Source organism: Leptospira adleri, from assembly GCF_002811985.1.
In the GTDB taxonomy this organism is placed as follows: Bacteria; Spirochaetota; Leptospiria; order Leptospirales; family Leptospiraceae; genus Leptospira; species Leptospira adleri.
Genome location: NZ_NPDU01000108.1, coordinates 1 through 11,079, shown reverse-complemented (window position 1 = coordinate 11,079; position 11,079 = coordinate 1). Strand labels below are relative to the sequence as shown.

The following is an 11,079-nucleotide window of genomic DNA, read 5'->3' as shown; positions in this document are numbered from 1 at the left end:
GCCGCAGATCCGTCCTTGCCCATCCCGGTCATGATCACACCGATGATGCCGCTCTTGTATTCTTCTACCGCGCTGTTTAGGAGAACTTCAATGGAAGGTCTGTGTCCATTTACGGGAGCTTCCCTGTTCAGGGCAATCCATTTCCTCCCAGCGCGCGATTGAATCGAAAGATGCGAGTCTCCCGGCGCGACGTAACCGGTCCCGGCTTCGATCGGTTCTCCGTCTTCCGCTTCTTTCACTTTAATCTTGGAGTGATCGTTGAGTCTCATCGCAAACGCTTTCGTAAAACCGGCGGGCATATGTTGAACTACAAGAATCGGAAGAGAAATATCTTCGGGAATTCTTGAAAAAACTTCCTGCAAGGCGCGAGGACCGCCGGTGGAAGTTCCGATGCAGATCGCGTGCACCGGAGATTTTTTTCCGGCGCTTCCGTCGGAAGGAAGAGTTGTGATCGGAACTCTTTTGATTCCGGCGTGAGAAGGGATTTGAACCTTACTTTCAAAATACGCGAGAATTTTTGCTTTGAGAATATTTCCGATTTCTTCGGGATCGAATTGAAACGCGCTCGAAGGCTTCGGAACAAAATCGATGGCACCGTATTCGAGCGCTTTGAACGTAGCGTCGGCTCCGTTTTGAGTCAAAACCGAGAGCATGATCACCGGAATTCCCATCTTCTTTTTTTGAAGTTCGTTCAAAGCCGTGAGGCCGTCCATGACGGGCATTTCGACGTCGAGGATGATGATGTCGGGATGTAATTTTTGCGCGAGTTCGATACAATCGACTCCGGTTTTACCGGTGGCGACGACTGCAATCTTTGAATCTTTCTGAATCTGATCGGAGATGATGTTTCTCACCAGGAGAGAATCGTCCACAATGACCGCGCGAACCGGGCTGGGTATCATTTGAATCAGAACCTCGGAAGCAACTCGATCAGTTCGTCAAAGTCCGGAAGGAAAAGAAGAACTCCCAAAAGGTCGTTCCCTTCGTGATTGAATTCGGTGAGCATACTTAAAAATTTTGTTCTTTCCGGTTTAACGACGTCCAGAACCTGCATAAAGGTTCCTTCTAAAAATTCGGGAACCGAAGGCATCACGGTCGCTTTCGCCTTATTCGAGATCGAGTTCATGACGGAAGAACAAACGATGTTCGAGATTTCACTCAAAACCGACTTTGCGTCGTCGTTCAGGCCTTCTCCTGGAATCGGCTCGGAGCCGAGGAGTTCCCTTGCGAGATTGCCCGCGTTTTCTCGGGAGAACATCATGAGGAGATTTCCGTTGAGATCCCCGTTCATACGGATTTTCAAACCGTAAAAATGGTCTTCTGAAAAACGAATCTCTTCCGCGAGACCGTCGCGATCGTTCATGATGATTTCCGGAATAAAAAGATCGATGTTCTTTTTCAGAAGTTGAGAAAGAACCATACCTGCGTTCATCATTCCGGTGTTGACGACGTTCTCCAATTTTTTGAGTTCTTCTTTGGAAAGCGCGCCCTTGAAATCTTTGGAAGGACCGACCGACATCGTTCTTTCTTTTTTCTGAGATAAGAAGCTGTCGATGATCGCCTTCGCGCGTTTTTGTTCCTCGGCGCTCGCAGATTGGTCGAGGGCGATGTCCGTGATATGGGAACGGTATTCCTCTTCGGAAGTTACGAACGGTTTTTTCGGAGCGGACGGAGAATCGGAAGAATAGGAAGTGATCGTAGGAGCCATAGGAGTCGCGGGAGAATCCGAATCGTTCGAGGAAGGAATCTGTCTTTCGACCGGAGCTTTCATTTCCACGCTGAGAGCCGCCGCCAATTCCTTCTCTTCGCGATAGACCTCTTCTTTTTCCACGACGACACGTTTTGTGTCTCGAGATCTTTCGGTCTTTTTCTTTTTCAGACGTTCGCGGTTCGTGATCTCGTGAAGTTTGTGATTGTAGACGTTCGTAGGATTCGTCGTTTTTTGAATATAGAGTTCTTCCTCCCGATCCGCGGAATGAATCGAGCTGATTCTTTGCATCGTTTCGAGATGATAGTGAACGACAGTGTCCGAGTCTTCGAGTTCCGAAGCGATTTCCACGATTCCGGGAATGTCCAAGACCATGATGATCGTTCCGTCTCCCATGATGGAGGCTCCGGTAAGACCGTGGACGTTTTTAAAATTCTTCTCGAGGGATTTGATGACGGTCTCGTGTTTTCCGACGAGTTCGTCGACCATAAAGCCGAGCTTTCTACCCTTATATTGAACGATGACAACCGGAAATTCTTCCCGATCGGTTTTGTCCTGAAGCCCGATGATACGATTGAGTCTGTAGATCGGGAGGACTTCTCCGCGAAGATTGATGATTTCGTTTCCTTCGAGGGTCGTAATCTGATCGTTGTGAATCTTGATCGTCTCGTTGACTTCGGAAAGAGGAAACGCGTACACTTCTTCTTCCATAAGGACAAGGATGGAAGGAATGATCGCGAGCGCCTGCGGAAAGGAGAGAACAAAGGAAGTTCCCTGCCCCTTCGTGCTGTTGATAAGAATCTTCCCTTTGAATTCCTGAATGAGATTGTTGACTACGTTCATGCCTACGCCGCGGCCCGAAATATCGGTGATCTTATCCGCGGTGGAGAATCCGGCTTGAAAGATAAACTGGAAGATATCCTGTTCCGTGAGATTGCCGGCTTCAGTCGCACCGATGAGTCCTTTCTCGATCGCTTTGCGAAGAATTTTGTCGGAGTCCAAACCGCGACCGTCGTCCCGGATCTCGACCATAATATTGCTTCCGCCTTGGTAGGAATTGAGTTCCACGGTTCCGACTTCCGATTTCCCTGCGGCCAATCTTTCCGCCGGAGTTTCGATTCCGTGATCGACGGAGTTACGAAGAAGGTGAAGCAAGGGTTCGCCTAACGCGTCGATGACCTTTTTGTCGAGTTCGGTAGATTCTCCGTTCAGAACCAAGTTTACTTTTTTACCGGTTTCCAGAGAAAGATCCCGGACGAGTCTCGAAAATCTTCTGAAGACCGTGGAGATCTGAACCATACGAATGTTCATGATTCCGGATTGAAGTTCTTTGGAAATACGATTGATGAGATCGATTCTGGACTTGAGGTCGTTGAACAACTGATCTTCGCCGAAGATACGGACAAGGTCGTCGTAGATTCTTTGAAATCCCGAATTTGTGATGATCAACTCGCCCACGTTGTTCATGAGTTGATCGAGTTTATCGGAGGATACTTTGATACTTTTTAACGTGACTCTGGATTCGGACGCGGCCATATCGTCGTCCATCTTGAAGCTGGCGACCGAAGTTTCTTCCTGAACCACGGGAACGTATTCTTGGACGTCGAGAAATTCCACCATGTCGACGTTCGCCGCGTGACGAATCTGCTCGATCGATTCGGAAGATAAGAATAGGAGCGCGATCGAAGCGACGTCGATTCCCTTTTCCAATTCTTCCAGATCCGGAACGGATTTGTAAACGACTCCGAGATTTTTTAAGTTCTGAAGAATCAACGAAAAACGAAGACCTTTCATCGGAGAATCTTTTCCCAAGGTCACGGAGATCTTCAGACATTTTCCGGACTTGCGGATTTCTTCCTCGAGCTCTCTCGCTTCTTCCGCTTCCAACTGAATATCCAAAGAGTTGGAAGAACTTCCGCGCACCGCGGACGCAGGAGCGGAAGTCGGAGTCGCGACAGGAGCGGGAGTTTCCGAAACGGACTCGGGTTGTTTTATTTCTACCGGTGGAGGTGGCGTAGCCGGAGCTTTTGCGACTCCGATAAAAGACGCGGGATCTTTTTCGTAAACGTCCAGTTTTTGAATCATCTCCGTAAACGGAGTGTCGATTTTTTTTCCCTCGGCTACGTTGCGAATCACAAACTTGATGAGATCAAAACACTGAAAGAGAAGATTTACGAGAGGAAGTTTAACGTCTATTTTTCCGTCTCTCGCGAGTTGAAGAAGGTTCTCCATTTTGTGGGAAAGATCGGAAAGATTATAAAGACCGACAAAGGCCGCCGAACTTTTTAAGGAATGCGCGGCGCGGAAAATATCGTTGATGATCGAAAGATTTTTATGATCCGCTTCGAGTCTGAGAAGGTTCGCGTTCAGCTCTTCGATTTGATCTTCGGATTCTTCTAAAAAAAGCTCAGTGTATTCTCCGAGAATTCCGGCCATTAGTTTGCCTCCTGTTCAAAGTGGATCAGGACGGAAAGATTCAAATTGAGTATCAGAGTATTGTCCGCCTGGCTGACCGATTCGATCAAGGAACTGTAATTGAGAGTCAGGTCGTCCGTCGCCTGACTGATTTTATCCTGTTGAATCTTCACTACTTGTTTCACAGTATCTACGAGAATTCCCGCGCGTTTTTCTTCGTGTACGACGACGATGATCCGAGTCGAAGGAATGATTTCGCTGTAACCGATTCCGAAAACCTGTTTCAGATCTAATATCGGAATGATCTCTCCCCGAAGATTAATCACTCCCAAAATATAATCTTCTCCGTTCGGAATTCTTGTGATGGGAACCGGTTTTAGAATCTCGTGAATCTTCAAAATATCGATTCCGAAAATCTCCTGTTCCACGTTGAACGTTAAATATTCTTTTTGGGACTCAGTGGTTTTATCCGCTTCCAAGGATTCGAGGTATTGTCGGTTATCAAATGAGGCCATGATTGTTTACCAGATGGTTCTCCATGCAAAATCCAGGATCAATATATAAAACAGAGTGCGATTTGTTTTTCAAGAAATTTCGAACGAATGAAATCTCTAAACCTAAAAATTCTTCACCGTATCTGGAAATAGACAGTATTTTACCGCTTTTTCAGACGATTTGATAGATTTTTTTCTCCGTTATGACGCGACCTACTCTTATGTCGTGCTCTTCTTTGTCGAAGTGCGCGGGGAAGAGTTCTTCGTATGTAAGCCCGATCAATTTACTCGGGTTCACGTCGTAAAGAGTTCTGTCGTAAAAGCCCGCGCCTCGTCCAAGACGGTATCCAAGATCATCGTAACCTAAGGCAGGTACGACAATCAGATCCGCTTCGTGGAAATCCAATGTCTTTGTTCCCTTTGGTTCGGTAATTCCGAAAGGTCCGGATTCCCAGGTTTCCGGAAGAATAAAATCCAATTTTTGATCCATCATCTTCGGGAAATAAATTTCCTTATCGGAAGAATTCCATCCGAGCGCCATCGGATCCACTTTCACTTCCCATTTATCGGGAGAATAAGCGATGATCTTCTTGGCTCCGGCGGTAACTTCTTTTAACATTCGGAGAATTTCACGATCTTTCTGTTCCCTTTCTTCCAAAAGGGTAAGCAGGGTTCTGAGTGCGTTTCTGGATTGTAATTTCAAAGGAGAATTTCTAAAGGATCTATTTTCAAAAAAACGGAAGAATCAAAGGTCTCCGATGATTCCTTCTTCCAACATCGTAATTAGCTTGCGGGTTTTTTCTTCGATCTCCCCGGTCCCCGAGGTAACGGATGAGGAAGAATCGTCTTTGATTTCTTTCGCTTGTTGAAGCTCGTCCGCAAAGTTCAGCGCGGCTAAAATGGCTAATTTTTGCCGAGAAGCTCCCGGCATCCCCGCGCCCAATTCTCTGAGCTTCCGATCGACTTGATCGGCGAGGCTTTGGATATAGTCTTCTCCGGTTTCGCCGAGGATCGTATATTCCTCACCGAGGATTCTGACTTTTACCCTGCGGGGCTCCATCGACCAACTCAGGATTTAGGATCGTCTTCGATGATCAGAAAGTCGTCGTCTTCGTCTGCGTCGAATACGCTGATCGCGTCGTCATCGTCTTCTATGATAATATCGTCGTCATCGTCTCCGGACGCGAGCGGTGAAAAATCCTCCACGGTTTCGTCGTCCTCGGAGATTTCAATCACGTCCTCGTCTTTATCGGGAACTTCGGTAATCAGGGAAATATCGTCGTCTTCTTCATCCAAAAGAATAATTTCGTCGTCTTCGCCGAACTCGTCTTCCGCGGAAGCGCTTTCCTTTTCAACGTTAGACGCCGTAGCGGCAGCCGCCGCAGTTGTTGCGGCCGCAATCGGAGCCGCACCGGATGAGGAAGGCGTCGACGCGGAAGAAGCTGTCGCTCCTCCGCTTCCCCCTTGAGGAAGAGAATCCAATCGGCCTAAGAGCTGATTGATTTTTCCTTCTAGTTTTTGTTCCCTTTCTTTGAGTTCATTGAGTTCTGTGGTGGTTTTCTGGAGTTGAGCCCGGAGGGAGGAAAGTTCTTTTTCTTTCTCTTCCATCGCCAGTTTCATCTGGTCGTTTTCTGCTCGAAGAGTTTCGTTTTCGGATTCTAAGCGACCATTCTCAGCGCGAAGATCACTGATGAGTTCTAGGGCCTTAATGACCTTGCTTTCTAATTCTTCAATGGTCTCCATAGTGAGCATACCTGATTCTCCTTAAAAAACGTTCTCTGAAAACAGAAAAAGCCCTGTAAACTTACAGGGCTGACGATTCTGGTCAAGCAGGATTGATTATCCGGCTACTTTGATTTTCTCAACCAGGGCGTTGAAGACTTCCCGGTCGCTAAAAGCCAGCTCTGCAAGGGATTTGCGATTCATATCGATTCCCAGTTTTTTAAGGGAATTCATGAATACGGAATAAGACAAACCATTTTCTCTCGCAGCTGCGTTAATTCTGATGATCCAAAGTTTACGAAAATCTCTTTTCTTTGCTTTGCGGTCGCGATAGGCCCATTGGCCCGCTTTCATCACCGCACTTTTTGCCGTTCTGTAAAGTTTAGAACGAGCGCCGCGGAATCCTTTGGCGTCCTTTAGGACTCTTCTTCTTCTGTTTTTGTGGATAGTTCCGTTGACTGCTCTAGGCATTATCTTACTCCGTAAGGCATTAATCTGACGATTGATTTCCAGTCAGAGTTGTTGACCAGGGTCAAACCGCGAAGACGTCTTCTTCTTTTCGGTCCTTTTTTGGTCAAGATGTGACGGGTATTCATACTCTTGCGTTTGATTTTGTTGTTCTTGGTGAACTTGAAGCGCTTCGCAGCGGCTCTGTTCGTCTTCAACTTTGGCATCTTCTCTACCTTCGATTCTATTTCCGGAATTATTTCGGATTAATAATTACAACGATCTGTTTACCGTCTTGAATCGGATCTCTTTCCGCGGCTCCGAATTCTTTCAGGTCTTCCACCATTCTATAAACAACTTTCATCCCGAGGTCGGAGTGCATCATCTCACGGCCGCGAAAACGGAGACTGACTTTTACTTTGTCTCCCTTACTCAGAAACTCTTGTGCGTGTTTCTTTTTGATATCGTAATCATGGCTTTCGATCCGAGGACGGATCTTAATTTCTTTTACGTTGATTACGTGTTGTTTTTTCTTAGCTTCTTTACTCTTTTTGAGTAACTCGAATTTATACTTACCATAGTCAATGATCTTGCAAACATGAACTTCTTGATCTCCGGAAACTTCCACGAGATCCAAATTTTCTTCCCGTGCTTTTCGAAGCGCTTCATCAAAAGTGACGATTTCAACCCCGTCATCCGAAACCAAACGAACCCTGGATACGCCAGTGATTTTCTCATTGATCCTATGATTGAAAAGCTTATCAGTTGCTGACTTTTGACTCGGTTTCCTCTGCATTCATTCTCCGGCTAGATTTCCAAGATTTTATTCTTAGGCCTGTTTTCAAGCGATTTTTGACTCTATTTCGGGTGAATCGGGCTTTATTTCAAGCTGATTTTCCGAAAGCTCCGGTTCCCATAGCAATTCGCGATTTTTCTCCGACGAGTTCGCCCGCTCGGGCGGTTTTTCTATCAGCGAAATGGAAATCTCCAATTCCATTCAAAGTCTTTAGGAATTGCCCCTTTCGGAATCCGAGAAGTCGGGCTTTCGAAAGGGCCTTCGCAGTGAAACTTTTGAAAAAGTATGAGTTCCTACTTTTTCAAAAGTAAAGCCCCCCGGAAAAGTAGGAACTCATACTTTTCGCTCTCACAAAAAAGCACCGTATCCGGCGGGCCCGGCGAATATGAAGTTCCTTCAATCATCGGCGGTCCGATTCTTTCCGCAAAAGTAGGAACTCACACAGAAGGTTCTCTTTTGCATCGAGTTTTTGTATTAAAACTCAGCTCGCCTTGATTTCCTCCAAAAGATTGGAAATAAAACCGGTTCGAGTGAGAGTTTTCGTTTCCTCCTGGCCGAGCTTTCGAACCGCGATCGTTCCCGATTCCAATTCTTTTTCCCCTAAGACGAGGAGATAGTTCGCTTTTTTCAAAATGGAATCCCGGATCTTCGCGCCGATTTTTTCATTTCTCGTATCTAGTTCTACTCGGATCCCCGCGTCGACTAACTCGCGATAGACGTCCTTCGCGTAGTCGGTCACTTTTTCGGTAACGGTCAAAATTCTTACCTGATTGGGAGAAATCCAGAGAGGAAATTTTCCTTCATAATGCTCGATAAGAATCCCGATGAATCTTTCCAAAGAACCGTAGATCGCTCTGTGAATCATAACCGGTCTTTTTTTCTGACCGTCGCTGTCCGTATAATCCAGATCGAATCTTTCAGGCATGGAGAAGTCCACTTGAATCGTTCCGCACTGCCAGAGCCTTCCGATCGAATCCTTGATATTGAATTCGATCTTGGGTCCGTAAAAAGCGCCTTCGCCTTCTTTGATCGCGTAAGGAATTCCTCTTTTTTCAAGAGAGGCTTTGAGACTGTTGGTCGCGTATTCCCAGTCTTCGTCCCTTCCTTGGGACTTTTCCGGTCTCGTTGCGATGAAGGTCTTAAATTCCGAAAATCCAAATTTCTTATATACGGTAAACGTAAAGTCGATGATATCCATCACCTCTGATTCCAAAAATTCCAAAGGCGCGTAGATATGAGAATCGTCTTGTGTGAAAGCTCTCACTCTGAAAAGTCCGTGAAGAACTCCGTGCAACTCGTGACGATGTACGCTTCCGAATTCCGCAAAACGAAGCGGAAGTTCGCGATAAGAATGAAGATGATGTTTGTAGATGAGAGAACACCCGGGACAGTTCATCGGCTTGAGCGCGTAGTCTTCCTCGTCGATATCCGTGAAATACATGTTCTCGTGAAAGTTATCCCAGTGACCCGATTTTTTCCAAAGTTCGGAAGAAAGGACTGCGGGAGTTTTGATTTCCTGATATCCCCTTTTGTTACATTCTCCTCTGAGATATTCCGCGAGAGAATTCCAAAGGATCGTTCCCTTCGGATGCCAGAAAGGAAATCCCGGACCTTCTTTCTGAAATGAAAAAAGATCCATCTCTTTTCCGATCTTTCTATGATCTCTTTTTTTTGCTTCTTCGATCTGAAAAAGATACTGATCCAATTCTTTTTTGGAAGGAAACGCAACTCCGTAGATACGAGTGAGCATCGCGTTGTCTTTGTTTGCTTTCCAATACGCGCCCGAGATCGCGGTCAGTTTAAAAGACTTTAATATTCCGGAATTCGGAACGTGAGGTCCGCGACAAAGATCGAACCATTCTCCCATCCCGTAGATGGAAACTTCTTCTCCGGGAATCTGATCGATGATTTCGATTTTATATTTTTCACCGAGTTTTTGAAACGTTTCGATCGCTTCCTTTTTAGGAACGACTTTTCTCCAAACCGAATGATCCGCCTTTACGATTTTTTCCATCTCGGCTTCGATCTTAGGAAGATCTTCCGGCGTAATGACGGTCCCGGCAAAATCGATGTCGTAATAGAAATATCCCGGACCGTTTTCGATCACCGGACCTACCGTGAGATTGGCATTCTTATATAAATTCTGAACCGCCATTCCTAACAAATGCGCTGCGGAATGTTGAAAGGTTTCCCAACCGTCTTTTTCCGAATAAGTCAAAACTTCGATCGCAGCGTCCGTTGTCACCGTTCGGGATAAGTCCTGGATATCCGTGCCGTTGAGGCGTACAGCGAGCGCTTTGTTTTTTAAGAACGGTAATTCTTTTTCGATGAAGTCGCGAAAGGTAGAACCTTCGGCGATTTCCTTAACGGATTGATCGGGCAGTGTCAGCCTATACATTCTTTTATTTTCCAGGAACTAAATTGAGGTTTCCCCTTTTCCATTCGCGAAAATCGGACATATTTTTCAACCGATTTGCATTTGCGGGGGAAAAACCTTGACTATGCCCGAACCACTATCGACGCTGTAAGAGATGAAAGCGTTCTTGGTTCTCGATAATGGTACGGTCATCGAGGGAGAATCCTTCGGTTATGAAGCGGAATCCGTCGGAGAGGTTGTCTTTAACACTTCCTTGGCGGGCTACCAAGAGATCCTAACGGATCCTTCCTATTGCAATCAGATCATCACGCTCACCTATCCGATGATCGGAAATTACGGAATCCACCCGGACAATATGGAATCTTCCAAGATCCAGGCGAGCGGCCTGATCGTAAAAGAATACGTGGATCGTCCTTCGAATTTTAAATCTCAGAAAACACTTTCCCAATTCTTAAAAGAATATAAGATTCCCGGAATCCAAGGAATCGATACGAGAAAGCTGACCCGTTTTATAAGAACGAACGGATCGCCGAACGGGGGAATTTTTATCGCACCGGAATATTCCCCCTCGTTTTTGGAGAAGGTAAAATCCTTTCCAGGAATCATCAACGCGGATCTTGCAAAGGTCGTAACGACTCCGAGCAAATATATCTTCGGAACTCATACCGGAAAAAAATACAAACTCGCGGTTTACGATTACGGAGTGAAGACGAACATTCTTCGCCTACTCGACGCGACAGGATTTGCGGTGACGGTTTATCCCGCGCTTACGAAGGCGGAGGATATTATGAAAGAAGGAACGGACGCATTCTTTCTTTCCAACGGCCCCGGAGATCCGGCGCCTTTGGATTACGCAATCGAGGCGACGAAGAAGATCATGGAAAAAGGATATCCCCTTTTTGGAATCTGCCTAGGACATCAGATCATCGGTCTTTCTCTCGGCAAAAAAACGGAAAAGATGAAGTTCGGGCACAGAGGCGGAAACCAACCCGTTCAGAATGTATCGACGAAAAAAGTGGAGATCACGTCGCAGAACCACGGTTTTGCGGTCATCGACGATCACAAAGTGGAAGAACCGGTTTCCTTTCTCAACTTAAACGACAACACCGTGGAAGGAATT

11 protein-coding genes are annotated in these 11,079 nt (G+C 46.2%); 1 reads left to right on the top strand and 10 read right to left on the bottom strand.

Annotated elements, in window-relative coordinates:
• The 10 genes from cheB to thrS all read right to left on the bottom strand — a co-directional run.
• Positions 1-902: chemotaxis-specific protein-glutamate methyltransferase CheB (cheB, locus tag CH376_RS22705; RefSeq protein ID WP_100788472.1), on the bottom strand; the 902-nt coding region annotated here is incomplete at its 3' end.
• A 5-nt stretch (positions 903-907) separates the two neighbouring features.
• The gene (locus CH376_RS22700) at positions 908-4,144 is read right to left on the bottom strand and encodes a chemotaxis protein CheW (protein ID WP_100785937.1); all 3,237 of its coding nucleotides are present in this window, start codon (positions 4,142-4,144) and stop codon (positions 908-910) included.
• Positions 4,144-4,638, bottom strand: coding sequence for a chemotaxis protein CheW (locus CH376_RS22695; RefSeq protein WP_100785936.1), 495 nt, complete (start codon positions 4,636-4,638; stop codon positions 4,144-4,146). Before CH376_RS22695 ends, CH376_RS22700 begins: the two co-directional genes overlap by 1 nt.
• Positions 4,639-4,789: 151 nt before the next feature.
• Complete coding sequence (locus CH376_RS22690) at positions 4,790-5,320, bottom strand: 5-formyltetrahydrofolate cyclo-ligase (protein WP_100785935.1); 531 nt, start codon at positions 5,318-5,320, stop codon at positions 4,790-4,792.
• Between the two features lie 42 nt (positions 5,321-5,362).
• Positions 5,363-5,677 (bottom strand): cell division protein ZapA, encoded by a 315-nt coding sequence (locus CH376_RS22685; RefSeq protein ID WP_100785934.1) that lies wholly within the window; start codon positions 5,675-5,677, stop codon positions 5,363-5,365.
• A gap of 8 nt (positions 5,678-5,685) precedes the next feature.
• Positions 5,686-6,369 (bottom strand): coiled-coil domain-containing protein, encoded by a 684-nt coding sequence (locus CH376_RS22680; protein WP_100785933.1) that lies wholly within the window; start codon positions 6,367-6,369, stop codon positions 5,686-5,688.
• 87 nt (positions 6,370-6,456) lie between these two features.
• Positions 6,457-6,810 (bottom strand): 50S ribosomal protein L20, encoded by a 354-nt coding sequence (gene rplT / locus CH376_RS22675; RefSeq protein WP_069606590.1) that lies wholly within the window; start codon positions 6,808-6,810, stop codon positions 6,457-6,459.
• A complete protein-coding gene (gene rpmI, locus CH376_RS22670) occupies positions 6,810-7,013 on the bottom strand; it encodes a 50S ribosomal protein L35 (protein WP_002765180.1) in 204 nt (67 codons plus the stop codon). Before rpmI ends, rplT begins: the two co-directional genes overlap by 1 nt.
• Positions 7,014-7,042: 29 nt before the next feature.
• Entirely contained in the window at positions 7,043-7,582 is a 540-nt protein-coding gene (gene infC / locus CH376_RS22665; protein WP_069606589.1) for a translation initiation factor IF-3, read from the bottom strand.
• Between the two features lie 481 nt (positions 7,583-8,063).
• Positions 8,064-9,980 (bottom strand): threonine--tRNA ligase, encoded by a 1,917-nt coding sequence (thrS, locus tag CH376_RS22655; protein WP_100785931.1) that lies wholly within the window; start codon positions 9,978-9,980, stop codon positions 8,064-8,066.
• Positions 9,981-10,113: 133 nt separating this feature from the next.
• Here thrS and carA point away from each other — a divergent pair.
• Positions 10,114-11,079 (top strand): glutamine-hydrolyzing carbamoyl-phosphate synthase small subunit (carA, locus tag CH376_RS22650; RefSeq protein WP_100788470.1); only part of this gene is annotated, 966 nt, incomplete at its 3' end.